The organism is Campylobacter sp. CNRCH_2013_0671h (genome assembly GCF_025773055.1).
GTDB lineage: Bacteria > Campylobacterota > Campylobacteria > Campylobacterales > Campylobacteraceae > Campylobacter_D > Campylobacter_D lari_D.
Genome location: NZ_JAKMTG010000003.1, coordinates 91633 through 116407, shown reverse-complemented (window position 1 = coordinate 116407; position 24775 = coordinate 91633). Strand labels below are relative to the sequence as shown.

The following is a 24775-nucleotide window of genomic DNA, read 5'->3' as shown; positions in this document are numbered from 1 at the left end:
TTCATGCAAGAAATGATTGATAATCTTAGCACTTATGGTTATTTGATTTTATTTTTTTATTCTTTTGGTGGAGGAATGGTGGCCATACTTGCTGCCGGGGTACTTTGCGCAAGTTCAACTAAACTTGATTTGCATTTATGTATATTTTTAGCCTTTTTGGCTAATACCATAGGTTCAACCCTATTATTTATTCTAGGAAAATATTATAAAAAAGACATAATGCCTTATTTTAAAAATCATAGAAGAAAAATCGCTCTTGCTATGATAAAAATCAAAAAATATGGAGATTTACTTTTAGTAGTGCAAAAATTTATTTACGGGGTAAAAACTATCATTCCTATAGCAGCAGGCCTTTGCAAATTTAGCTTTGTAAGATTTTTTATCATCAATACCCTAGCTAGTTTAATTTGGGCTATAATACTTGGTTATGCTGGATTTATTTTTGGAAACACCTTAAAGGAGGCTTTTGAAATTTTTTCAAATCATCCTTATATAGCACCTGCCTTTATAATCACTTTAATTTTTATTATATGGTTATACTTATCACGCTTTTCTAAGAAAAAATGAATTTAAAATTCTCTATAAAAGATCCTTATAGAGAATTTTTAATTTTATTATTATGTTTTTTAGCAATTTTTAGCCTAAATCTCACTTATGAGTATAAAAAATACCAAAATTTTAAACTCACAAAACATTTATTGCTTAAAAATAATATCATTATATCTAGCTATCAAAAAACTAATAAAAAAGGTAAAAAATACCAAGTTTTTAAAATTAAAAATTCTGATTTTGTTTTTTACACTACTAGTTTTAAAGATCTAAATTTAAGTAAAAATGATATTATAAATCTTAGGATTATTACTAAAAATATTAACTTTAAAGATTATCTTAGTAAAAATTTTTTTGTACCAAGTTATGATTTTCATAAAACTAATACTCAAAAAGAAAATATCTTAGTGGAGTATTTTTTAAATCAACATCAAAATGAAAAAATCAAAGAATTTTACGGGGCTTTATTTTTTGCAAAAAATGTATCAAGTGAGCTTAGAAATGATGTAAATTTTTACAATATCGCGCATTTAATTGCTATTAGTGGATATCATTTGAGCTTGCTATTTAGCTTTTGCTTTTTGATTTTTGCTCCTTTATATGCCTTTTTTCACAAACGATATTTTCCTTATAGAAGTTTAAAACTTGATATTAGTATTTTTGCTTTCTTGCTTTTAATTTTGTATATATTTTTAATAGACTTTAGCCCTTCTTATATAAGAGCTTTATGTATGAGTATTTTTGCTTTTTATCTATTTAGCAAAAATATTAAAATTTTGAGTTTTAAATTTTTATTCTTAAGTGTAATTTTATGTATAAGCTTATTTCCAAATTTATTATTTAGCGTTGGCTTTTTGTTTTCAAGTTTAGGAGTATTTTATATTTATTTATATTTACATCATTTTAAAGATAATTTTTCAAAAAATTATATTCATATTATTTTTATAAATTTTTGGACTTTTTTAGCAATGATGATTCCTGTATTATATTTTTTTCCACTTATTAGTTTTCAACAATTTTTAGGTATACCTCTAAGCATATTATTTGCTTTATTTTACCCTATAAGTTTATTACTGCATTTATTATCTTATGGAGATGTATTAGATGAAATATTATTAGCATTATTTGATTTTAAATTAAATAGCATATTGTTACATATACCATTAGAAATTTATCTTATTTATATATTTTTATCCTTCATGGCTATTTTTCATCGTTATTTAGCTCTTTTTGTAATTTCTCTTGGTTTTATTCCCTTTATTTTCTTGATTTAAAATCAAATAAACCCTTAAACCCAAAAGATAAATAATCCAAGAAATATAAATCCACAAAAAGAAAAACAATATCACAGAAAAAGAACCATATACATTTAAATAAGTTTTATTATATACAGCATAATACACAAAAATCATCTTAGAAATATACCAAATCACAGAAGCACCAAAAGAACTAATAAGCAAAGTTTTTAAATCACCTTTTTTACTCACTGAACTTGAATAAGATGTAAAAAACAAAGCCCATATAATCACATAAGGTAAAATCTCAAAAAAATTTAAAGCAATATTAAAATCATCTAAGGTTTTTTGTATAAAACCTGAAATGTAAAAACTCACTCCAAGTCCAAGTGGAGTTAATGTTGCCAAAGTCCAATAAGAACTTATACTATGCCAAAGACTTTTAGAGTCTTCTTCTAAAAGCTTATTAATAACATAATCATAACCTGAAAAAAATGCCAAAGAAGTCAAAGCCATAGCTAAAAGACCAATTAAACCAAGATTGACACTATTTTTTAAAAAAGTGTTAATATATTGTGTTATTAATTCTTGTTGAGTTGGGATTAAAAAAGTAAAAATTAAATTTTTAATTCTTTCTTGATACATTTCAAAACTTGGAATTTGAGTAAAAACCCAAAAACATAAAAATAAAAGCGGTATTAAAGATAAAATAGTATAAAAACTCAAAGCTGCAGCATAATTTAAAATTTCTTTATCTCTTATGCTTAAAAGAATTTTTATGAAGTTTTTAAAATTCATCAAAGTCCCATTTTAAAAGGATTAAGTATATTATTTGGATCAAATGCTTTTTTGATATTTCTCATCAAGTCCATTTCAGCTTCGCTAAAAGCAAGCTTCATAAAAGGAGCTTTTGAAATGCCTATACCATGCTCTCCACTTAAAGTCCCACCCAAAGAAACTGTAAGCTTAAACACCTCTTCCACAGCTTCATAACCTTTTTTAACCAACTCAGGATTATTTTTATCACTTACCATTACATTAGTATGTACATTACCATCGCCAGTATGACCAAAACAAGGGATTTTAAAACCATATTTTTTAGAAATTTCAGCTATGCCTTTTAAAAGATCAGGCAGTTTTGAACGCGGCACCGTAATATCTTCATTAAGCTTTAAATTTCCATACATTGCTATACTTTGAGAGCAGTTTCTTCTAGCAAACCAAATATTGGCTGCTTCTTGCTCATCTTTTGCTATTTTAAACTCTCTAACGCCAGATTCATAAAAACTCTCTTGCAAAATTTTTAAATCTGCTTCAATAGCCTCTTCTACATTGCCATCTACATCAGCGATTAAAATCGCACCCGCATCCATAGGTAAGCCTTTTTGGAATTTTTGTTCTAATGCTTGTATACTTAATTGATCTAAAAATTCCATAGATACAGGAGTCACACCTTTAGCTAAAGTTTTATAAACTGCATTCATTGCTTCATCAATGCTGTTAAAAATCCCCATAGCTGTCTTTTTAAACTTTGGCAAAGCTACTAGTTTTAAAGTAATCTCACTAAGCACAGCCAAAGATCCCTCACTTGCTATTAAAATTCCAGCTAGATTATAACCCGCTACATCTTTTATAGTTTTTTTACCTGCTCTAATGATTTCTCCATTAGGTAAAACAGCTCTTAAAGCCATTACATAATCTTTAGTTATACCATACTTAGCAGCTCTCATACCCCCTGCATTTTCGCTTACATTCCCCCCTAAAGAAGAATACTCCATACTAGCAGGATCAGGTGGATAAAATAAACCATATTCTTTTGCTTTTTCTTGTAAAGCCATATTTATCACACCAGGCTGCACTACTGCAACTAAATTTTCAAGATCAATTTCTAAAATTTTATTCATATGTTTTTCAAAGCTTAACACTACTCCACCATTAATAGCTAAGCTTCCACCGGTAAATCCACTACCTGAGCCCCTAGGAATAACGATGATTTTATTTTCATTACAATATTTTAAAATTTGACTAATATCATTTTCATCTCTTGGAAAAAGCACTCCATCAGGTAAATAATGCTTTTTAGTAGCATCATAACTATACGCTCTTTTGTGGATAGGATCAAAATGAGCATTTTCAACCCCTAAAAGATCTTGAAAAAATTTTTGATGGATTTCTTGCATTATTTGTCTCTAGTTAAGCTAATTAATTTTTCATAATATACATAATAATTTCCAATTGCTTCATCATTTAAGCTAAAAATATCGCTTTTATAACCTGTAATTCTTGAATAAAATGGAATTTGCAAACTTTGAGCTTGAGGTATGTTAAATTCTTCTATCTTGCCAAAATCTTGACAATCAACTATCTCAGCTTTATTTTCTAAAGCTACCACTAAAAGCCCAACAGCATTTTTTGAACAAAAAGATCTAAAATCTGATCTTCTTGGAGTTTGGCGGTATTCTTGTATCATATGAGCACCAAATAAATCAGGGTGTAAAAAATAAAGTCCATTTAATTTTTGAGCTATAAAATCATACACATTTTTATCAGGAGCTATAATCAAGGCTCTATCATATAAATAATTTAAAACTATTTTATCGCCTACTTGTGGCAATACATTTGGTAAAGGCATAGCATCTTGAGCTAGCATATCAAAAACTTTAAATTGTAATTTAACTAAGCCATTTTCACGCCCTATCACACTAGCTCTTGCAATAATTGATTTTTGTGTATCAATTTCATGCACAACTATACCACTTGAGTGCAATAAAATTCTAGGATCATCTTTTATATAACCATAAATATCATCTACTTTTTCAAGTTTTGTTTGTATTAAATCAAAATTTTTAGCTTGCAAAAATGCTAAAAAACAACAAAGCATTAAAATAATTCTTGACAACTGATACTCCTTAAAAAAGTGTAAAAATTAAATTATATTGTATTTTCCTTACAAAATTGTAAGAAAAATTAAGTAAAATACAAATTTATGTTTAAATTTTAGAAGGCTTTAAAATACCATGAAAAAAATTTTCATATCTTTACTTATATCGATAAAACTTTTTGCTATTTCAAGTGTTGAAGAACTTTCTTGGGAGAATGGCAAAACTTTACTTGATTTTTTACAAGATCACTCCATACCTTTAAATTTATACTATAATCTTGATGCTGAAGATAAAGAACTAAGTGCAGAAATTGCAAGTGGTATTAAATACCAAATGTTAAAAGATGATCAAGGAGAATTAGAACAGGTTTTAATCCCAATCAGTGATGATTTACAAATTCATATTTACAAAAACACTGAAAATAAATTCGTATTAAGTTTTACTCCAATTTCTTATACCAAAGAAAAAAGAACTATTCGCGTAGCTATTAACAATTCAGCTTATCAAGATGTTTATGATGAAAGTGGTAGCGTAACCTTAGCAAGAGCTATGGTAAGAGCTTTTAAAAATAGTGTTAATTTTAAAAATGTTAGAAAAGGCGATAGTGTAGTATTAATTTATGAGCAAAAAAGAAGACTAGGAAGACTTTTTGGCGATATTAATATCCAAGCAGCTTTAGCTAATATTAGAGGTAAAGAATATTCTGTATTTTTATATAAAGATTCTTATTATAATGCTCAAGGAAAAGAGCTTGAAAATTTCTTTTTAACTAAACCTGTCAAATATACAAGGATTTCAGATCGTTTTACTAGAGCAAGATACCATCCTATATTAAAACGCTATAGAGCACACCTAGGTATTGACTATGCAGCTCCAACGGGTACTCCAGTTAAAAGTGCAGGAGATGGAACGATTAGCTTTGTTGGGACAAAAGGTGGTTATGGTAAGGTTGTACAAGTAAAACACATGTCAGGCTATATGACTTTATATGCTCATCTTAGTCGCTTTGCAAAAATCAAACGCGGACAAAAAGTTAAGCAAGGACAAGTGATTGCTTATGTAGGCTCTACTGGTATGAGCACTGGACCACATTTGCATTTTGGACTTTATCTAAATAATAAAGCAATTAATCCTGAAACTATAGTTAAAATTCCAAAATCAAGCTTAAGTGGAAAAAACAAAGAAGAATTTTTAAAAATGGCAAAAGAGTATGAAAACCGCTTGCAAAGCATTGATGAAAATTATAAAAATCCACCAAAAGAACAAAATATAGAAAATTCTATGGAGCTTTGAGATGATGAATGATTTTTTAGAAGCACAAGAACTTTTAAAAAATACTTTCAAAGATCAAAGTACCTATGAAATCAATGAAGCCTTAAAAACTATTAAAAGGCATGATGAAGAGCTTTATTTAAAAACTCTTAAATCTTTTGATACTTACACACTTGCAAATGTAGCTACTATAACGCCTGAACATATCTTAGAAGATATTTTAGAAAACTTAAGCATTATAAAGATTGCAAAAGCAGTAGAAGAGCTTGAAAGTGATGATGCAACAGACTTAATTAAGCGTTTTGAAGAGCTAAATCCACAAAAAACTTTAGCTATTTTAAACCGCTTAAGTTCAGAAGATAAAGAAGAAATTTTACGCCTTAAAAATTATGATGAAAATACCGCTGGTGCTTATATGCAAACAGAAATTTTCACAGCCTCTATTAATGAAAGTATAGAAAAGGCCATTAAAAGATATAGAATTTTAAAGCATTCAGGACAAGTAGATCAAATTTTTCAAGTTTATATCATAGATAAACAAGGAAAACTTTGCAATGCTATCAACCTAAGCGATCTCTTGCTTTGGGATTTTAAACTAAGTTTTGCAGATATTATTAAAAACAACAATGAAAAATATAAATGTTATAGCATTAAAGATCATGAAGATATACAAAAGGCTATTGATATAGTAGAAGATTATGATTTAAGTGTTTTGGCTGTTATAAATGATGATGGAGTGCTTTTGGGTAGAATTACTTATGATGATATTCATGATTTAATCCAAGAAAATGCAACAGAGCAAATTTATAATTTAGCCGGAGTTGATGCAGATGTTGAAGAAGAAAGTGCTTTTAAAGCAGCTAAAGCAAGAGCTTTTTGGCTCATGATTAATCTTACAACTTCATTAATTTCAGCTAATATCATCAGTCTTTTTTCAGGTGAAATAGAACAACTTGTAGCTCTAGCAGTACTTATGCCTATTGTAGCTTCCATGGGAGGTAACACAGGCTCACAAGCCTTAGCGGTAACAGTTAGAAAACTCTCACTCAATGAAGTAGAATTCAAAGATGCTAAAAAAGTTATATTAAGAGAGAGTGGAATTTCTTTATTAAATGGGCTTATATTTGCAAGCGTTATGAGTATTATAGCTTTTATATGGTTTAAAACAGCCCTTTTAGGACTTGTTATAGCTTTGTCAATGCTAATCAATCTAGCCTTAGCCGGTTTTGTAGGCTCTTTTGTGCCATTAACTTTGAAAAAATTTAAAATTGATCCTGCGGTAGGTTCAAGTGTTGTGATTACTGCAATTACTGATGGTTTGGGTTTTTTCAGCTTTTTACTTTTAGCTAAGATGATTTTATTATAAAAAGGAAAATTGTGTCAAGCATTATATATAAAAAACAAAACATAAAACTCATAGGAAATCAACTACAAATTGGCGATAATGCTCCAAAAGTGACTTTAAAAACTAAAAATCTTGCCTCAGTAGAAATAGCACCACCTGGAAAAACTCAAATTTTACTAACTTTTCCTAGCTTAGACACTCAAGTATGCTCCAAACAAGCTAAAGAAACTAACAAAAGATTGGCATCTATAAAAAACATTGAAGTGATTGTTGTTAGCATGGACTTACCTTTTGCTATGGATCGTTTTTGTGCAACTGAAGGAATTGATAATATCATAGTTGCAAGTGATTTTGCCTTTAAAGATTTTGGCACTAATTATGGAGTATTAATACATGATAGTATATTTGCAGGATTATTAGCAAGATCAGCTTTTGTAGTTAAAGATGAAAAAATAATATACAAACAGCTCGTAAAAGAGCTGATGGGAAAAATTGATTTTAAAGATTTAGAGCTTTTTATACAAAACGATTATCGCTATTCTTTAAATTAACCTTCAAAATTGGTAACTATAAAATCTTCTTTTGGAGCTTCAATAAAGCACGATTTTTCTTTTAAGAAAAGCAAATCTACATGCCCTACAGGACCATTTCTATTTTTACCTATAATAAGCTCAGCTTTTTCTTGCACAGGATTTGGCATAAATTTTCTCTCATAAGTTTTGCCTTCATTTTTGGCTTTATTTTCTCTTTCTTTTTCTTCTTGTTCTCTATAAACCTCATCTCTATATACAAATAAAATCGTATCTGCATCTTGTTCTATAGCGCCACTTTCTCTTAAATCACTAAGCATAGGTCGTTTATTTGCTCTACTTTCTAATGAACGATTTAATTGCGAAAGTGCCACTACTGGCATATTTAATTCTCTTGCTAAAAGCTTTAAACCTCTTGAAATTTCACTCACCTGCAAATGCCTATCATTAAAAGCTGAATTACTCATCATAAGGCCGATGTAATCAACTACGCAAAGCTCAATACTCTCATCTTGAGCCTTGATTTTGCGTAAAATTGAACGAATGTCTGCTATGCTAGCATAACCACTATCATAAATATAAAGATTTTTTTGTGCATATTCATTACAAGCATCACCTACCCTACTCCACTCATCATCGTTTAAATCTGCGATTAGAATTTTTTGCAAAGGAATGGAAGTTTTTGCACTGATTAATCTTTGCATGATTTGCGTAGCAGGCATTTCTAGTGAAAACATCACAACACCTTTATTTTGTCTTAGTGTTTTTTCTATAAAATTTAAACAAATTGTAGTTTTTCCCATGCCAGGGCGTGCTGCGATGATTACAAGATCGCCAGGTTTAAAACCTTTTGTCATTTTATTAAGCTCACTAAAACCTGTATCAAGTCCCAAAATATCTTTATTTTCAGCTTCTTTTTGCTTTTTAAACTCATCCATAAGCTCAGACATCACCATAGTCATATCCTTAATACTATTACTATTTACACGGTTTGTAAGATTAAAAATTTCTTTGCCTATTTCATCTGAGATTTGAGAAATGCTTTTATCTTCATTTACCCTTGTAGGTATAGTATAAGCAAAATTTAAAAGTTGGCGTCTAATGGATTTTTCTCTTAATTCATAAGCGTATTTACTCACATCTGCTATGGAAGTAGTAGCTAAAACTTCAGCTAAAATTTGCTCATCTACTTTTTTATGTTTTCTTATAAAACTTGCACTTATAGGCTCGCCTGCATTCACACAAGCTAAAATAGCTTTATAAATATCTTGATGAGCTTTGAGCGAAAAATCATTAATTTCAATATCCGAAGAAACACTAAAAAAAGAATCTTCACTATATATACAAGAACTTAAAATCGCCCTTTCAAGATCTAAATCAAAATGCTCATTATTTTGACTCATACACACCCCTAATTATAAATTTGCAAATAAATCAGTTGACAAATATCGCTCGGCTGTATCATTTAACATAGTCAAGACTTTTTTATCAGGGTTTTCTAAAGCAATTTTTCTAGCCATATATACATTTGCACCACTTGAAATTCCTGCCATTATGCCATTTTTACCAAGCTCTAAGGCTGTATTTATAGCATCTTCATTGCTTACACAAACTATCTCATCTATGATTTTTTGATTTAAAATTTTAGGGATAAAATTTGCACCTATACCTTGAATTTTATGGCTTGCAGCGGTATTTTGACTCAAAAGTGGCGAAGATGCGGGTTCTAAGGCTATGATTTTGACATTAGGATTGTGTTCTTTTAAAATTTCTCCTACCCCGCTAATAGTTCCACCTGTACCAAAACCTGCTAAAAAAATACCAAGATCGGGTAAAGCTTTTAAAATTTCTAAAGCAGTATTTTTTCTATGTGCATTTTTGTTGTTGATATTTTCAAATTGACTTATCATAAACGAATTTGGAATTTCACTCAAAAGCTCATTAGCTCTATCAAGCGCCCCTTGCATACCTTTGCTTGCTTGAGTAAGCTCTAGCTTTGCACCAAAAAAACTCATCATTTTTCTACGCTCAATACTCATAGACTCAGGCATAGCTATGATAAGTTTAAGCTTTAAGCTTGCACAAATCATTGCTAAAGCTATGCCGGTATTTCCACTTGTAGCTTCTATAATGGTTGTTTCTTGATTGATTTTACCTTCATTTAAAGCTTGTTTTATCATCTCCACAGCCGCTCTATCTTTTATAGAATGACTTGGATTAAAATACTCGCATTTAGCATAAAGATTTGGAGCAAATTCTTTTAAAGAAATAATCGGGGTATTACCTATACAATCTAAGATATTATTATAAACTGACATTGTCTTCCTTTAATATTTTTAAAAACAATATCAAAAGAAAATTAATACTTAACTATGAAGAAAAACGCAAAAGTTTTTTAACTTTTGCGCAAAGAATTATTTTTTAGCTTTTTTAGCAGTTTTAGCAGCAGCAACTGCATCTTTAAGGTTTTTACCTACTTTAAATTTAGCAACTTTAGTAGCAGGTACTTTAATAGTAGCACCAGTGCTTGGCACTCTAGCTTCTCTAGCAGCTCTTTCAGCTACAGAAAATGTACCAAAACCGATAAAGCTAATGCTATCACCTTTAGCTAATACATCAGTAATAGTAGCGATTACTGCATCAGTAGCTGCAGTTGCATCTTTTTTAGTTAGCCCAGCAGTTTGAGCAACTTGAGAAATAAAATCTGCTTTAGTCATAAAAAGCTCCTTGATTAAAAATGATTGTTAAGTTTAACACATTTATCAAGCTTTTGCAAGAGGTTTTCATGCAAAAAAAGCTTTTATTTACACTATTTATCTAAAATACCGCTTGCTTTTATTTGCTCAATTAAAGGATTTAAATCATAATTTTTGATTTTTTCTTCCGTAATTTTAAAATACTCATCCATATTTTCAGGCGTTAAAATGTTTGTTTGGTTTTTAATAGCATCAAGTTGCATTGAATTCATGTCTATATTATAGTGATTTAAGTCTTTATAATTTGCAATATCATCTGCATAATCTAAATCATCAAATCCATATATTTTAACATTTTCAAGTGTTTTTGACTTTAAAATAATATATTTTACCAAATCTACCCATTGTTGGTAATATTGAAAATCAACCTGTGCCATCTTGTGATAAACTCTAGAATAAGTTGGTAAGATTAAAGAAAACTGGACATTTGGATACATTTTAGCATAGTTAAATATGTAAATATCAATATGATTTTTTAAAACATTAAGATCTATACTCGAATAATCATGTATGTAATTTCCATTGTATAATTGCACAATTTTTTTAATATCCTTTCGGACACCCTCTTCTATATTTTTAATCCAATTTCCAATCCCTCCAAATTGTTTTTGTGCAATTGGGCTTTTAATCCATTTTGGTAAATTTTCTAACTCAGTATCATCTCCAACACATTTTTTATTACTAGAAAATTTCAATGCGCAGAAAATAAATTTTTTATTAAGATAAATTTTTAAATCATTATAGGTGTTTTGATCATATAAATAGCTAAAATTAGAAAAATTTTGAAATTTTACATCCATAATTGCAAATTCATCTAAAGATATTACTAAATGTTTAATAGTATGTTTTTTCAATATATAGTCTAAAATAATCTTTCTTTGTTCAAAAGTGCTTCCACCTATTGATAAATTGATAAATTGCCCTCCAAGTTTAGAAGTTGCTTCAAAAGATGAAGTATTTTGAAGCATTGAAGTTCCAAAAATTATAGAATCAAATTTATTGTGATCGATTATACCTTTGGAGCTAATAGTTAAATCATTGTAATACGTTTTTTTTCTAAACCAAGGTTCATGATAAAGCTGCAATGGATCGTACACATAAAGCAAAACTCCTAAAAACAATATAAAAGGCAAAGGTATTAATAAAGAACAAATTACAAATTTTTTATATGATTTAAACATTTTTATCCTTAGAAATTAAAATAAATAAATTCAGTATAAGGAACCACTCCTAAAGTTATCAAAGCTATATATAAAAAAAGCATGACTAATAAAGAATTTATATAACTAGCTTTAAACTTTTCAAGTTTTTCAATACTATTTTTAAACCCAATACATAAAATCATACAAACGATGATGTAAATTAAAGTTTCATTACTACCACTAATTTGCGCTAAAGATTCTTTCATTCTATGCCATTTTATTGGCAATTCCATCCAAGTTATACCAAACATAGCTTTTAAAAGATTTATAGCACCTTGAAGATTTTCGCTTCTAAAAAATATCCACGCAAGGTTAATAAAATTAAAAGTTACAAACCATGCAAATATTTTATAAATGATGCTTTCTTTAAATTTTGCATTTGGGGTTATAAATGAATATATTCTATGAAGTACCATAGCTAGTCCATGCAACACTCCCCATATCACAAAACCCCATCCAGCTCCATGCCATACTCCACTTACAAAAGCCACTATAAAAAGATTTCTTAAATTTATAATCTTAGAAACCCTATTACCACCCAAAGGTATATATAAATAATCTTTTAAAAATTTACCTAATGTTATATGCCATCTTCTCCAAAAATCACTTATATTTAATGCTTTATAAGGAGAGTTAAAATTAATAGGAAGTTTTATACTAAAAAACAAAGCTATACCTATAGCCATATCACAATAGCCACTAAAATCAAAATAAAGCTGAAAAGTATAAGATAAAGAAGTTGCCCAAGCTTCAAAAATATTTAAAGTACCTCCATTTTCAACTATCTTAAACCCTGCATTAGCCCAAAGCGCAAAAGAATCAGCAATATATACTTTCTTAAATAAACCCATAGAAAATATAAATAATCCTTTAGCTATATTTTCCCAATTAATAAGAATAGAATTATTCCAAAGCATACTCTTAAATTGAGGCATCATTTCTTTATGATGTACTATTGGACCTGCTATAAGTTGAGGAAAAAATGTTATAAACAAAGCATAATCTAAAATATTTATTTTATATGTATTTTCACTTTTTAAACTTTCTATATTTGTTCTTTTATAACAATCTACTAAAAAAGCAATTTGTTGAAAAGTAAAAAAAGATATAGCTAAAGGTAGTAATATATGCGGCAAAGGAATATTAAAATCTAGTTGGACTATTTGAAAAAATACATTAAAATTTTCTAAAAGAAAATCAGTGTATTTAAAAAAAGCAAGTAAAGCTAAATTAAAAAACACACCACTATAAAATAATAGCTTTACCCCCCCCCCTATTAAGTAAAATTAAATTTGCAAGATAAAAATTCACACCCATAGAAAGCAATAAAATCAAAACATATTCAACCTTCCAAAAAGCATAAAAAAATAAACTTGCTAAAACTAAAAATAATTTTGCGCTTTGAATATGATTAAATTTTTTAAGTATATAAAATATAATTAAAACTATAGGTAAAAATATAAATATAAATTCATAAGAACTAAAAACCATTTACACTCCTAAAATATTTTTTGCTAAATTTATTACCACTTCAGGCTTTAAATCTTTCATACATTTATGGTGTTTTAAAGGGCAGACCTTTTGCATACAAGGCATACAAGCTAAATTTAAATGTGCTATTTTAGCATTTTCTTGCCAAGGCGAGGTTTGACTAAATTTAGTCGAGCCAAAAATAGCTACCGTTTTCACCCCATAAACTGCACCTATATGCATAGGACCACTATCGTTTGTGATGAGCAAATCAAGCATAGAAATATTTTTACATAAAGCATAAATACTAGTTTTGCCACAAAGATTTTTTGATTTGATACCTTCTTTTAGAAAAAAATACTCAATTTCATCACAAATTTCTCTCTCACTTTCTACTCCAAAGATTAAAATTTGATGAGTTGAGCTAAATTCTTTTGCTACCCTTGCAAAATAGCTCGCTTCCCATCTTTTCGCACTTCCAAAATGTGCACCCGGGTTTATACCTAAGATTTTTTGAGTTGATTTTGCTTTTATAGGGAGTTTTAAAGCATTTGAAGTGGCTTTAAAATTTAAGGCTTTTTCTATGAAATTTAAGTATTTTAAGACTTGGTGTTCTTCTTTTAGAATATTTTTATCAAAATAAAATCTTTTTTTTGCTTTGATTAGATTTAAAATGATCTTGCTTGAAAATGCCGAGCGAAACGAAAAAGCTAGATCAAATTTACCAAGGTTTTTTCTAGCTTTTAAAATTTGCCTATATCTTTGCTTTTTATTTTCTACTAAAATTTGAGCATTTTCAAAGCGTTTAAAAAGCTCTGTGCTTACAAAAGAACCATAAAAAGTAAATTTAGCTTGAGGGTATTTTTCTTTCATAGCATAAATAGCCGCACTAGCCATCACCGCATCACCAAGCCAAGTAGGAAGGTTGATAAAAATATTCATAATTTTCCTTAAAAATAAAAGCTATAATTATATCAAAAAATAAAGAGCTAAAATGAGTCAAATTTCCATCATACTACCAACCTATAATGTGGAAAAGTATATTGCTAGAGCATTAGAAAGTTGTATTAAACAAACTTTTAAAGATATAGAAATCATTGTGGTAGACGACCTTGGCAATGATAAAAGTATAGATATAGCTAAAGAATATGCTAGTAAAGATGATAGGATAAAAATCATACATAATGAAGAGAATTTAGGAACTTTTGCTAGTAGAAATATAGGTGTATTAAATTCAAGCTCACCCTATATAATGTTTTTAGATCCTGATGATTATTTAGAGCTTAATGCTTGTGAAGTTGGACTTGAAAAAATCAAAAATGTAGATATGGTAGTGTTTGATGCATATGTACATAGGGTGAAATTTAAGAAATTTTATAGATTTAAACAAGATGAACTTTTTAAAAAAGATGAATTTTTGGAATTTTTACTTAAACAAAAGCATTTTTGTTGGAGTGTTTGGGCAAAAGTATATAAGAAAAATTTGATTTTAAAAAGTTTTGAGCATGTTGATTTTAAAGAAAAACTTTGTTATGGAGAAGATGTGCTTTTTAACTATATAATTTTTATGCTAAGTGAGAGCTTTTTTGTATCGAAAGAATGTACATACCGCTATGAATTTAATGACAATGGTAGATATGAAAACAAAAATAAAGAAATTTTATGGCAAAATTACAAAGATAAAAAAAGAAGTTTTGAGCTTATAAAAAAGCTCTCGTGTGATTATAAAAAATTTAATGAAAAATTACTTGAAATTTTTGAAATCGATTTAATAAATTTAAAAAATAGATTATAAAATATCAAAAATTGACATTTTTTAAAGCTCTTTGTTCGATTTTTTCTACTAAATTTAGAAAACCTTTTTCTATAAGCTCATCTTTAGTTGTAACTATACTTCTTTGTAAAACTTCCTTTTGAGAGTCTATATGAGCTATGATTAATTTTATCCAATCTAGGTGTTCTTTTATCCAAAGCATTGATTTATTGTAACTATCTTCTTGTGTTTTTGGATTTAACACATAAATTCTTGCTAAATTTAATTCAAATTGTCTGATTAAAGGTCCATTTAACAAACCACAACGATATATGCTAGTTTTAAGTTCATCAATTTGTTTTAATATTAATTCAAACATATGTATAGAATCTTGAATATCTAAATTATCAATATGTAATAAATTTTTATTTATAGATATATTTCTTTCGCATAATTCTTTTTTTAAATTTTCATATTGTTTAATGTTTTTTATAATTTTGAAATATGCTTTTAATAATAATTCATTTTGTTTATTTAAATTTAAATTTTCAAGTTTTGTAAAAGGCTTGTTCAAATCTTTTTTTAATAATTTTTCACATATATGCTTAAAAGGCTTTTCAATAGTTCCATTTATTCTTGCTCCACCCTCAGTGCAGTTGTAAATTTTCATATTCATCTTATTAAAAGTAAGAATATCATTTTCAAGTACTTTCTTAAAAAAAATCCATATAGATGAACTCTCAATATATTTACCACCACCATAAGCTTCAGTTTTTAAATTTTCTTTGTATAAACCTTCATCATCTAAATCATGTTCTCCGTATATATGTCCAATAGCATGCGAAACTTTACTTTCACCATAAGCTAAATCTTGCCCAATAAATATTATATTACTATGTTTTAAATGAACCGATAAATAACAGGCCATATGAGCAACACTCCATCCCATGTTAAAATACCCAAAATCATTTAAAGAACAATATTTAAAAAAATATTCTGGAGTTGAAACTATCATATATTTTCTTTTATTTTTTTCTAAATACTTAATAGTATTTGGATGAGTAACCGATTTAATAACAAATAATATATCTTTATCAAATTCACCAAAATCATTGTTAAAAAATTCACTAGTAAAATCAGTTCTCTCGAGTGAAAAAACATAATCAGGTTTAATATTTGCTTTTGCAAGTATAGGATAAGCACTATCAGCACAAAATATACTGGCTTTGTTTTGGTATTGTTTTAAAAGTGGAAGTTGTTTAGTTAAGCTAGGTCCTGTTGAGACTATTATAGCTGTATCACTTAAATTTTTTCTTTTATTTAATAATTCTTTATAGCTTGGATTGGCTATCATTTTAGGAATATTTTGTGTAAAATGTTTTATACCTCGCAAGGCATCTAATGGATCATCTCCAATAGAAATTATATTTTCTTTTATAGCATCTTGTATTAAAGAATTTAATTTCAAAATTTCTTCTTGATACTTGCCATCATAATAATCACAATGTATCTCTAAAAAATAAGTCCTTAAAAATTTAAATATCAAATTGCTTAAAAACAAATTTTTCAAATCATTGATATTTTCATTATTTGGATCTAGTAGTAATAATCTATTTTCTTTTAATTCCTTAGAAAAATCTATCGCTTTGAACATAGTATAGATTATATTTACATCAGGTTCAAATACTAAAATAACCTTATGATTTGGATTTTGCAAAAGAGCTTTGTATAAAATTCCATTTCCAAAACCATAAAAGAATAATATAGGATATAAAAGATATTTATCATTGTATAAATTTAATGTTTTATTTAATTCTTCTAGCGGCTTATCATAAAGCCTATGCCCCTCCCCCCCCCCATCTATAATATTTATATCTAAATTATCATCACCTTGCACTATTTGATAAGTTTGATTTACTTTTTTTAATTGCTCTTTTAAATTATGATCAAACACTGCATTAATATTATTTTCTAAAATACTCATCAAAGTCCCCATCCATCATCTACTATTATAGTTTGTCCTGTTATAAATTTAGAATAATCTGACATTAAAAATATCAAAGTCCCGCACACATCATTAGCATCTAACATACCTTTGGAAGCACAACACTTTCTATAAGCATCTAAAAACACTTGGGGTTGATTGTCTTTTATACCGCCAAAGGCTACACTATTTACTCTTATATTTGTATTAAAAAGCTCCTTAGCAAGCCAAACACCAAGATGATTAATACCAGCTTTAATCACACTATATTCTAAGGAACTTTGCATAGAAGTTCCTTTATAATTTTCAAATTTAGGTGCATACACACCCATAATTGAGCTTAAATTAATAATATTTCCAAAGCCTTGCTTTTTAAAAAATTTTACCATTATATTAGCTATAAAAATAAAACTAGCTAGATGCAAATTCAAACTTTCACAAATTTGTTCATAACTTGCTTCATAATAAGCAATTTTCCCCCAATCTTTACTCACAGGATAAGCACAATTAACAAAAGCATCAATTTTTCCAAATTTTAAAACAGCTTCTTTTAAACAATCTTCAATTGCTTTATAATCGTTTATATCAATTTTTTTGCTTAAAATGCGTTCTTTATTATTTAATTTTAATACTAAGTGAAATAATCCTTCCTCATTAATATCTGCAATGATAATTTTTCCATTATGTTCTAAACACGCCTTGCTCAAAGCACTCCCTATACGGCCACATGCTCCTATTATAAATACTACTTTATCTTTAATCATTAAAAATCTTCCTGTTTTAAATTAGCCTTTTTGATTAAAAATTCAACTATTTCAAAATCAAACTCACTATCTATATCAAAAGCTGTCTTTTCATCCATTATATACAAGCTCGTATCTTTTCCAAATAAAGTATCATTTTTTAACAATTTTTCCCTAGTAAAAATATAAATACTAGCATTCATATCATAACATTTTGGAGCACTTTGACGCGTAGCGAAATTTCCTTCTTTAGACTTTTTTACCTCATCATTATCTACTTCTATTAGATTAAAATACGGGTTGCGTCTTGCTGGAGTAGCTGTAATTAAATTTGATTTTTTTTCTTGTTTAAAAAGCTCATATGCTTTGCAAATATCTTTACTATTTCGCAAAGGCGCAGAAGCATCAAGATCTATTATGGTGTTAAATTTGATATTAAAATACTCTTCGCTTTTTAATAAAGTATCTTTTATAACAGGCAATTTAGCACTATCATCTTTTGCCAAATTTTCATCTCTTTTGAAAAAAACTTCTCCGCCATATTTTAAAGCAACTTGTGCTATTTCATCACTATCTGTACTAATTACAATATGTTTAAAAAGTTGAGAATTTTTTGCTTGGATTATGCTATAAGCAATTAATTCCAAATCATTAATTTTTCTAATGTTTTTATTTTTAACCCCTTTACTACCACCTCTTGCACATATTGTGCATAAAATATTATTCACTAGATCTCCTTTTGACTTCATCACATAATTTTAAAACATCAAAAGCTTCATAAAGATTGCACACACTACAATCCTTTTCTATAATTTTTTCATGAAGACTTATTAAATTTTTTATCGTATCACTTTGGCATTCTTCCACCTGCAACGAGGTAGTTGTTCCAAAAATGTATAATTTATTATTGACTAAATCTGCCTTATAAGTTTTATCACGAGAATGCAAAACAATCTCTCTTTTTGTAAATTTAGAAAAATAATCAAGTTTGATATGAATTAATTCTTTTTTAGATTTTAAAGATAAAAATGCAAAATCATCACTATTAATTTCAAGTTCAGAAATTTTTAAATTTTGAGCATATAATAATTTTAATTTTTCAAAAAAATAATACGCTAAATCAAGCTCATGGGATAAATCCAATAAAACTCCTCCGCCTAATTCTTTTTTTGCACTATAATTTTGAGTATAATCACAAATTCTCCAGTTTGGTAAATATGATGAGCAATTAAATTCAACAAAATAAATATATTGATCTTTTTGTATAATAGTTTTTATTTTTTCCACTAAAGGATGAAAGCGTAGCAAATAAGCTACATAAATATAATTACCATTGATAGAGTTAAACTCTCTATATTTTTCAAATAAAGGCTTTTCAACTAAAATAGTTTTGCCTTTTACTTTTTTATCGATTGATTCTAAAGTTTCATAGTGATTTATCGTTATAGTTGCTATAACAAATAAATCAATTTCTTCTAACTTTACTTCTTGCAAGCTCTTAAAGCATTGCAAATCATTCTTTTTATAACTTCTTGAAACTACGCTAACTTCATAACCTAAGTGCTTTAAAGCTAAGTAGTGTTTTTTTCCTATACTACCAAATCCTACAATCAAAGCTTTCATTGAAAATCCACAATCGCCTTTTCATATTCTTCAAGTCTTCCTATATCAATCCAATAATCTTGCAATATATAAGAATTTATTTTTAATTTTTTATCTAACAATCGCTTAATCAAATTAGGCATATCCAAATACACATCTTTTTTGATATACTTTAAAACTTCTGGTTCTAATACATAAATTCCAGCACTAACTAAAAATTTCTGCATAGGTTTTTCTTCTATATCTTTTATATCATTGTTAGAAATTTTCACAACACCATAAGGAATTTGTTGCTCAAATTCTCTAAGTACCACACTCATCACTGCTTTACTTTTTTTATGCTCTTGAATAAGTTGATCAAAATCAAGTTTAGTTAAAATATCTCCATTCATAACAATAAATGATTTTTTCATATCTTTCACCAAAGACAAAGCCCCGGCAGTGCCAAGTTTTTGTTTTTCTTTAATATAAGAAATTTCAACACCCCAACTTTTGCCTTCTTGAAAATAATCACAAATAACTTCTTTTTTATAATTTACACAAAATATAAACTTTTTAAAACCTTGTTCTTTGAAATTTAAAACAATATTTTCGAGTATTGGTTTTTTACCTATTTTTAACATAGGTTTTGGAGTATTTTTGGTAAGTTCACCCAATCTACTTCCAAGACCTCCAACCATTAGAACTACTTCATTTTCAAAGCTTTTTTCTTTAAGAATTGAAGCAATAGATTTTATAGCTATGACTTCATTTTCGCTATTTAAGACAGGAAAATCATAAATATCAGTTTGACTAGCTAATTTTAAAAGCTCTTCTTTACTTGTATTTTCTTTAATAGTTAGCGAATTCTTAGTATAAATTGTTTCTATACTATCTTCAAGCTTTTTGCCATTTAATAAAGCTCTTCTAATGTTAGAATCACTAATTACACCTAAAAATTTATCATTTTCTACCACCAAAGCTATTCTAACACGCTCACTACCTATAATTTTTAAAGCTTCTTGTATGCTTGCATTTTTAGCAAGTTTTAATTTTTCAATACTCATTGCATATCCACAAATTTTTTATATAAAATTTTTTCCAAAGAAATATTTTTTAAAATATCCTTTATCATTAGACTTGTATTTTTACCTTCACACTCAAAAGGATTAATGAAATTTTTTAGCTTATCTTGATATTCTTTGGTATTAACATACAAAAACGCTTGTTTTAAATGATAAATATCACAATTTATAATATTATCAGCAAAAATTCTTCCTTCTTGCCTGTTACCTATATTGATACAAGGAATTCTTAAAAAAGGACTTTCGCAAATTCCACTAGAGCTATTTCCTATAAGCATATTTGCTATTTTCATTAAACTTAAGTATCTTTTAGAGCCCAAATTATCAAATAACTTTGCTTTATGAGATTGTTTTATACAATACTCATTTAAAAGCTCATTAATATATAAGCCATTCTCATCAGCATTTGCTTTCGTAAAAATTAAAGTAGAATTTTCCAAATTATCTAAAAATTCAAGCAATAATTTTATTTCTTTTTTAACGCTTGATTTTTGTATCGTTTGAGGATGATAAGTTATTAAATATATATTTTCATCAAATATCAAATTCAATTCTTTTTGCAAATCTTCCTTGTTTAAAAAATTCATATTATTGATATTTTCTCCCCCTAGAGAACCTACATTAAAAACTCTATCTTTACTTTCTCCAAGTTGCAAAATTCTATTTGCATAAGTTTGAGTACTAGCAAAATGCAAATGCGCCATTTTACTAATAGCATGCCTAATGCTATCATCAATAGCTCCCAAGGTAAGCTCACCTCCACAAAGATGCGCTAAGGGAATTTGCATTACCAAACAAGCGCTAGCACAAGAGAGTATTTCATATCTATCGCCTAATATCACCACAATATCAGGTTTTAATTCTTCAAAAGCTTCACAAAGTGAAATTTGTAAAAGCCCCATACTTTTACAAATACCTACGCCGTCATTGTTATTAAGCAAAATGGAAATTTTTTTATTTACTTTAAATTCTTTTTCAATCTCTTGATAAGTAAAACCAAAATCTTGACTTAAATGAGCTGCTGTAACAATAAGCTGCAAAGTTAATTCATTATCTTGTTCAATGTATTTACATAAATTTCTTAACAAATACCATTCAGCCCTAGTGCCACTAATAACACAAATTTTTCTATTCATCAATTAACTCATCTTCAGCATAATCTCTACTAGCAATTTTACCTAAATATTTATCATATTTCATACCACAAATTCCATCCCCCGGTCGCTTTGTGGTAAGATTTTCTTCACTAAAACATTCGCCCTTTTTTATAACTTTTTTAGCTACAAGAGATTTTCTAGCAATGGCTTTGTTTTTAATTTCGCTTTTGCTTGGAATTTTAACACCATTTCCAAAAGCTTGTTCTAGCTCTCTTATGGATTTAATCATAGCTTTTAATTCTTCAGGTTCTAAGGAAGCTTGATGATCAGGCCCTTGCATACTTTTATCTAAAGTAAAATGTTTTTCTATCACACAAGCTCCCATAGCTACAGCTGCTATAGGTATAGTTATACCCAAAGTGTGATCAGAATATCCTACGGGCAAACAAAAGGCTTTTTTTAAAGTTTGCATAGCCCTTAAATTTACATCTTCAAAAGGTGTAGGGTATTCTGTATTACAATGTAAAATAATGATTTTATCTCTTTGAGTACCATTTTGCACCAAAATATCTAAAGCTTTTTCAATCTCACCTAAAGTAGCCATTCCTGTTGATAAGATGATATTTTTATTAAAACTAGCAATTTTTTTCAAGTAAGGAAGATTAGTTAATTCTCCGCTTGGAATTTTAAAAATTTCTATATCAAATTTTACAAGCAAATCAATACTTTCTAAATCAAAAGCAGTGGAAAGAAATTTAATATTAAATTTTTTACAATGTTCTATTAAAATTTCATGATCTTGTTTAGAAAGTTCTAATTTTTTAACCATATCAAACTGGCTTTGATTTTCATCAGTAGCTTGGAGTTGATACTCTGCTTTTTTGGCATTTTTACTTATACAATTTTCAGCTACAAAAGTTTGAAATTTTACAAAATCAGCCCCAGCTTCACTGGCTACTTCTATAAGCTTTTTAGCTAAATTTATATCACCATTATGATTAACTCCAGCTTCTGCTATAATTAAGGTTTTTTTCATGATATTTTCACTTTTTTGTATCATGGGACAAATATCTCAGCTACCCCGTCAATTGCTATTTTATTTTTTATTTTACAAAATGTTTTAAAATAAATTCTTTTTTTAGCAATATTAACTTTAATCACTTCAATTTCAGCTTCAACCTCGTCTCCAATATAAACCGGCCTCTTAAAATTAAGATTTTGAGAAACATAAACACACCCTTTACCTGGTAGTTTTGTGCCAAATAAAGAAGAAAAAAATGAAGATACAAAAAATCCATGTGCTATTTTTTTCTTATATCGACTCTTCAAAGCATATTCTTCGTCTATATGAATTGGATTTACATCGCCTGATAATTTTGCAAAATTTTCAACATCCAAATCTGTTATCACTCGAGTACAAGAAGCCTTCATTCCTATATGTATTTTATCAATATTAATCATATTTTATATTCTTTTCTTTAAATTTTCTTTATTTAATTTTATCGCAGGGTTTCCAAAAACTACTTCATTGTCCTTTATATTCTTTGTTACGACAGATCCAGCTGCAATTGTAACATTATTTCCAATCACTAAAGGTTTGTCATTTTTACCTTGATGAATAATAGCTCCTGTTCCAATATATACATTATTACCTATAATAACATTACCATTGCATTTTACAGAAGGCGCAAATGTCACATTATTACCTATAACACAATCATGAGCCACATAACTATAAATATTAGCTTGAAAGTTAACACCAATTTTGCAATTGGAAGTTAAAGTAACGAAAGGACAAATAATAGCTCCTTCTAAAATGATAGACTGATTTGATATGAAAGATTTAGAACTTATAAAACTAAAAACACCGATTTTCATTTTTTTAATTTTATTATAAACAATACCACGAATTTTAGGATTTGATATTGCAATTATTACACTGTCATTTTCCTTGAAATGATAAAAATCCTCACATCCTAAATATGGAGATTGAAAATTATATTTGTTATATGTTTCATTTGTTATATCAAAATAACCATCTACCCCCCCCCATTGTGTATATTATTTAACTTATTATCATAAGAAATGTACTCTGTAATTTCATAAGCAAAACTGCTAGCTCCAATTATATATTGACTCAAAATATACTCCTTTTTATTATAGAAATTAAATATTATAAATATCACTTTTATATTTTTTTAAATTTAAAGGTTTACTAAACCACTCTATAGTTTGAGCTAAACCTTTTTCTATATCATATTGTGGTGAAAAGTTAGTAAGGCTTTTGATCTTGCTATTGTCACACCATAGCCTAAATACTTCACTATTTTCGGGTCTAACGCGTTCATTTTCTGTGATAAATTCTACATTTGATTTCATAAGTTTTTTAATGAGTTCTAAAGTATCTTTTATGCTTATTTCATAATTTGATCCTATATTTACCACTTCACCTATAGCCTTTTGGCATTTAGCTAACTCTAAAAACCCTAAACAAGTATCTTTCACATAATTAAAATCTCTAGTAGGACTTACATCTCCAAGCTTTATTTGTTTAGCTCCATTTGCAATTTGAGTGATGATAGTTGGGATCACCGCCCTTGCGCTTTGCCTTGGGCCATAGGTATTAAAAGGTCTTGCTATGGTCAGTGGGAGATTGAAAGCATTATAAAAACTCATTGCCATAGCATCAGCACCTATTTTGCTTGCTGAATATGGACTTTGTGCTTGCAAAGGATGTTTTTCATCAATAGGTACATACAAAGCCGTACCATAAACCTCGCTTGTACTTGTATGAATAATACGCTTTACATTATTTTCTAATGCACTTTGGCAGATATTTAAAGTACCCTTTATATTAACATCTACATAACTATCTGGAGCAACATAAGAAAAAGGTATGGCTATTAAAGCTGCTAAATGGAAGATGATTTCTACATCTTTAGTGATATTTTTACAAAAATGTGGATCTCTAATATCTCCACAAACTACTTCAATATCTTTTAAACACTCTATATCTTCAAGCCAACCCCAATAATTAAAAGAATTATACTGGCTTAAAGCTTTAATCTTATAACCATAAAACAAAGAATTCTTGTCTTTAGTTTGTGTATAAAGCATTTCAACTAAATGCGAACCTATAAAACCATCTGCACCTGTGACTAATATATTCTTCATTATAACTTCTCATATATTTTTTGTGCAATAATAACATTTATATAAAAAATAAAGCAATTTTATGGCAAAATTACCAACATAAAAAGCAAAGTTTAAAATGCATTAAAAAATTAGCTA

The 24775-nt window shown here is 28.1% G+C and carries 24 protein-coding genes and 1 pseudogene; 6 read left to right on the top strand and 19 right to left on the bottom strand.

What is annotated here, in order from left to right:
- Nucleotides 1–3: 3 nt before the first annotated feature.
- Both L8X97_RS03365 and L8X97_RS03360 read left to right on the top strand, forming a co-directional pair.
- Nucleotides 4–567 carry a DedA family protein gene (locus L8X97_RS03365; protein ID WP_133319703.1) on the top strand — a complete coding sequence of 188 codons (564 nt, stop codon included), beginning with the start codon at nt 4–6 and terminating at the stop codon, nt 565–567.
- Nucleotides 564–1823, top strand: coding sequence for a ComEC/Rec2 family competence protein (locus L8X97_RS03360; RefSeq protein ID WP_263662632.1), 1260 nt, complete (start codon nt 564–566; stop codon nt 1821–1823). The genes L8X97_RS03365 and L8X97_RS03360 overlap by 4 nt, the downstream gene beginning before the upstream one ends.
- Here L8X97_RS03360 and L8X97_RS03355 read toward each other — a convergent pair.
- From L8X97_RS03355 to L8X97_RS03345, 3 genes are read right to left on the bottom strand one after another with little or no spacing between them, the layout of a single operon-like run.
- Nucleotides 1770–2582, bottom strand: coding sequence for a YihY/virulence factor BrkB family protein (locus tag L8X97_RS03355; RefSeq protein ID WP_133319705.1), 813 nt, complete (start codon nt 2580–2582; stop codon nt 1770–1772). The two genes, L8X97_RS03360 and L8X97_RS03355, sit on opposite strands and share 54 nt — an antisense overlap.
- Nucleotides 2582–3964, bottom strand: a complete 1383-nt coding sequence (locus L8X97_RS03350) for an FAD-linked oxidase C-terminal domain-containing protein (RefSeq protein WP_133319706.1) — start codon at nt 3962–3964, stop codon at nt 2582–2584. Before L8X97_RS03350 ends, L8X97_RS03355 begins: the two co-directional genes overlap by 1 nt.
- Nucleotides 3964–4674: a plasminogen-binding N-terminal domain-containing protein gene (locus L8X97_RS03345; RefSeq protein WP_412175093.1), complete on the bottom strand. Its 711-nt coding sequence runs from the start codon at nt 4672–4674 to the stop codon at nt 3964–3966. Before L8X97_RS03345 ends, L8X97_RS03350 begins: the two co-directional genes overlap by 1 nt.
- Nucleotides 4675–4801: 127 nt before the next feature.
- Between L8X97_RS03345 and L8X97_RS03340 the strand changes: the two genes are divergently transcribed.
- From L8X97_RS03340 to tpx, 3 genes are read left to right on the top strand one after another with little or no spacing between them, the layout of a single operon-like run.
- Nucleotides 4802–5959, top strand: coding sequence for a M23 family metallopeptidase (locus tag L8X97_RS03340; protein WP_133319708.1), 1158 nt, complete (start codon nt 4802–4804; stop codon nt 5957–5959).
- Between the two features lies 1 nt (nt 5960).
- Nucleotides 5961–7304: a magnesium transporter gene (gene mgtE, locus L8X97_RS03335; protein WP_133319709.1), complete on the top strand. Its 1344-nt coding sequence runs from the start codon at nt 5961–5963 to the stop codon at nt 7302–7304.
- 11 nt (nt 7305–7315) lie between these two features.
- Nucleotides 7316–7834: a thiol peroxidase gene (gene tpx, locus L8X97_RS03330; protein ID WP_263659313.1), complete on the top strand. Its 519-nt coding sequence runs from the start codon at nt 7316–7318 to the stop codon at nt 7832–7834.
- On the opposite strand, the gene L8X97_RS03325 is transcribed toward tpx, so the two are convergent.
- The 6 genes and pseudogenes from L8X97_RS03325 to waaF form a co-directional block, all read right to left on the bottom strand.
- Entirely contained in the window at nt 7831–9216 is a 1386-nt protein-coding gene (locus tag L8X97_RS03325) for a replicative DNA helicase (protein WP_257938844.1), read from the bottom strand. The two genes, tpx and L8X97_RS03325, sit on opposite strands and share 4 nt — an antisense overlap.
- Before the next feature lie 12 nt (nt 9217–9228).
- Nucleotides 9229–10131: a cysteine synthase A gene (gene cysK / locus L8X97_RS03320; RefSeq protein ID WP_263659312.1), complete on the bottom strand. Its 903-nt coding sequence runs from the start codon at nt 10129–10131 to the stop codon at nt 9229–9231.
- Between the two features lie 96 nt (nt 10132–10227).
- Nucleotides 10228–10530: an HU family DNA-binding protein gene (locus L8X97_RS03315; RefSeq protein WP_039619003.1), complete on the bottom strand. Its 303-nt coding sequence runs from the start codon at nt 10528–10530 to the stop codon at nt 10228–10230.
- Between the two features lie 92 nt (nt 10531–10622).
- Nucleotides 10623–11750 (bottom strand): hypothetical protein, encoded by a 1128-nt coding sequence (locus tag L8X97_RS03310; protein ID WP_263659311.1) that lies wholly within the window; start codon nt 11748–11750, stop codon nt 10623–10625.
- 8 nt (nt 11751–11758) lie between these two features.
- A pseudogene (locus L8X97_RS03305) lies at nt 11759–13262 on the bottom strand (MBOAT family O-acyltransferase).
- Nucleotides 13263–14183 (bottom strand): lipopolysaccharide heptosyltransferase II, encoded by a 921-nt coding sequence (waaF, locus tag L8X97_RS03300; RefSeq protein ID WP_263662631.1) that lies wholly within the window; start codon nt 14181–14183, stop codon nt 13263–13265.
- A 52-nt stretch (nt 14184–14235) separates the two neighbouring features.
- On the opposite strand from waaF, the gene L8X97_RS03295 reads away from it, so the two are divergent.
- Entirely contained in the window at nt 14236–15036 is an 801-nt protein-coding gene (locus L8X97_RS03295; protein WP_263662630.1) for a glycosyltransferase family 2 protein, read from the top strand.
- A 4-nt stretch (nt 15037–15040) separates the two neighbouring features.
- On the opposite strand, the gene L8X97_RS03290 is transcribed toward L8X97_RS03295, so the two are convergent.
- The 10 genes from L8X97_RS03290 to L8X97_RS03245 all read right to left on the bottom strand — a co-directional run bounded on the left by L8X97_RS03290 (nt 15041) and on the right by L8X97_RS03245 (nt 24658).
- Entirely contained in the window at nt 15041–16978 is a 1938-nt protein-coding gene (locus L8X97_RS03290; RefSeq protein WP_263662629.1) for a motility associated factor glycosyltransferase family protein, read from the bottom strand.
- The gene (locus L8X97_RS03285) at nt 16978–17742 is read right to left on the bottom strand and encodes an oxidoreductase (protein ID WP_263661224.1); all 765 of its coding nucleotides are present in this window, start codon (nt 17740–17742) and stop codon (nt 16978–16980) included. Before L8X97_RS03285 ends, L8X97_RS03290 begins: the two co-directional genes overlap by 1 nt.
- Nucleotides 17742–18449, bottom strand: a complete 708-nt coding sequence (locus L8X97_RS03280) for an acylneuraminate cytidylyltransferase family protein (RefSeq protein ID WP_263662628.1) — start codon at nt 18447–18449, stop codon at nt 17742–17744. The genes L8X97_RS03285 and L8X97_RS03280 overlap by 1 nt, the downstream gene beginning before the upstream one ends.
- The gene (locus tag L8X97_RS03275) at nt 18442–19344 is read right to left on the bottom strand and encodes a Gfo/Idh/MocA family protein (protein ID WP_263662627.1); all 903 of its coding nucleotides are present in this window, start codon (nt 19342–19344) and stop codon (nt 18442–18444) included. The genes L8X97_RS03280 and L8X97_RS03275 overlap by 8 nt, the downstream gene beginning before the upstream one ends.
- Nucleotides 19341–20369, bottom strand: a complete 1029-nt coding sequence (locus tag L8X97_RS03270) for a nucleotidyltransferase family protein (RefSeq protein WP_263659302.1) — start codon at nt 20367–20369, stop codon at nt 19341–19343. Before L8X97_RS03270 ends, L8X97_RS03275 begins: the two co-directional genes overlap by 4 nt.
- Nucleotides 20366–21526 carry a UDP-N-acetylglucosamine 2-epimerase gene (neuC, locus tag L8X97_RS03265; RefSeq protein WP_263662626.1) on the bottom strand — a complete coding sequence of 387 codons (1161 nt, stop codon included), beginning with the start codon at nt 21524–21526 and terminating at the stop codon, nt 20366–20368. The genes L8X97_RS03270 and neuC overlap by 4 nt, the downstream gene beginning before the upstream one ends.
- Nucleotides 21516–22520: an N-acetylneuraminate synthase gene (gene neuB / locus L8X97_RS03260; protein WP_263662625.1), complete on the bottom strand. Its 1005-nt coding sequence runs from the start codon at nt 22518–22520 to the stop codon at nt 21516–21518. The genes neuC and neuB overlap by 11 nt, the downstream gene beginning before the upstream one ends.
- A 20-nt stretch (nt 22521–22540) precedes the next feature.
- Nucleotides 22541–22945 (bottom strand): MaoC family dehydratase, encoded by a 405-nt coding sequence (locus L8X97_RS03255; RefSeq protein WP_258108296.1) that lies wholly within the window; start codon nt 22943–22945, stop codon nt 22541–22543.
- A gap of 3 nt (nt 22946–22948) precedes the next feature.
- On the bottom strand, nt 22949–23362 hold the full coding sequence (locus tag L8X97_RS03250) for a hypothetical protein (RefSeq protein WP_263662624.1): 414 nt from the start codon (nt 23360–23362) through the stop codon (nt 22949–22951).
- A 288-nt stretch (nt 23363–23650) separates the two neighbouring features.
- Nucleotides 23651–24658 (bottom strand): NAD-dependent 4,6-dehydratase LegB, encoded by a 1008-nt coding sequence (locus tag L8X97_RS03245; protein ID WP_263659299.1) that lies wholly within the window; start codon nt 24656–24658, stop codon nt 23651–23653.
- Nucleotides 24659–24775: the final 117 nt, after the last annotated feature.